Raw genomic sequence first — 1,364 nt, forward strand, 5'->3', positions numbered from 1 at the left:
GGGGGTGTCAGAAATTTTGTGTTCGGGCATAACATGAGTAAGAGGTGCATGTATGCCAACCAAGAAGAAACCCGCGTTGCGAGAACTGCCGAAAATCCCGAAAGAGCTGCTCGAGCAATTCACCGATGGACCGATGACCGCTGAAGCCATTGAGGACGCCTCTGCGGCGTTCAAGAAGGCTTTGATCGAGCGAGCCCTGAGTGCTGAGCTTGGCCACCACCTGGGCTATCCGCCGGGCGCGCAGCGCCCAGAGGATGAAACCAACCAGCGCAATGGCAAAAGCGGCAAGACGGTTCTAACCGGCGATGGCCCGCTCCGACTGGATATTCCTCGCGACCGGGACGGCAGTTTTTCGCCCATCCTGATCCCCAAACACGAGCGTCGTTACACCGGGTTCGACGACAAGATCATCGCCATGTATGCCCGCGGAATGACTGTCAGAGAGATCCGTGCGTTTCTTTCCGAGCAGTACGGTACGGACGTTTCTCCCGACTTCATCAGCTCTGTAACCGACGAGGTCATGGCAGAGATCGGTGCCTGGCAACAGCGGCCTTTGGAGCCGATGTATCCGGTTATTTTCTTCGATGCTCTGCGGGTCAAAATCCGCGAAGAAGGGCTGGTTCGCAACAAGGCGATCTACCTGGCCCTGGGTGTTTTGCCTGACGGAACACGCGATATTCTCGGCATTTGGATCGAAACGACCGAGGGCGCCAAATTCTGGATGAAGGTGTTCAACGACCTCAAGACACGCGGTGTGGAAGATGTGCTGATTGCCGTGACCGACGGCCTTAAAGGCATGCCGGAAGCCCTCAGCGCCGTATTTCCAGACACGACACTGCAAACATGCATTGTTCATCTGATCCGCAACAGTCTTGATTACGCGGCCTGGGATAAACGCCGCGAACTGGCCAAGGCGCTCAAACCGATCTATCAGGCAGTCACCGCCGAAGCGGCTGAGCAGGCGCTGGATGCCTTTGAAAGCGGGCCATGGGGCAAGCAGTATCCAACGGTAGTGGCTGCTTGGCGGCGCGCTTGGGATCGTGTGATTCCATTTTTCGTTTTTCCGCCAGCGATCCGAAAAGTGATCTACACGACCAACGCCATTGAGAGCATCAATGCTCAACTGCGCAAGATCATCAAAACCCGCGGTCACTTCCCGACCGACGATGCGGCGACCAAGCTGATCTGGCTTGGGCTGCGCAATATCACAGCAAATTGGGGCTCAGCGGCCCATGACTGGAAAAGTGCGATGAATCAATTCGCGATTCTGTACGGAGATCGATTTATCAGGCCGACCTGGTAAAAGCACGGCCTGCCTGACGGCAGGCCGTTACCGGCCCGCACACAAAATATCTGACAGTCCC

The 1,364-nt window shown here is 56.4% G+C and carries 1 protein-coding gene; it reads left to right on the forward strand.

Going from position 1 to position 1,364, the window contains the following annotated elements; translation table 11 throughout:
- Positions 1–52: 52 nt before the first annotated feature.
- The gene (locus tag AC07W4_RS27810) at positions 53–1,303 is read left to right on the forward strand and encodes an IS256 family transposase (RefSeq protein WP_025211138.1); all 1,251 of its coding nucleotides are present in this window, start codon (positions 53–55) and stop codon (positions 1,301–1,303) included.
- Positions 1,304–1,364 lie beyond the last annotated feature (61 nt).

It is taken from the genome of Pseudomonas sp. GW821-FHT02A08 (genome assembly GCF_059422045.1).

What these genes read in the sequence shown, in the direction of transcription:
- AC07W4_RS27810 (WP_025211138.1), top strand. Translation starts at nt 53, where the DNA reads ATGCCAACCAAGAAGAAACCCGCGTTGCGAGAACTGCCGAAAATCCCG.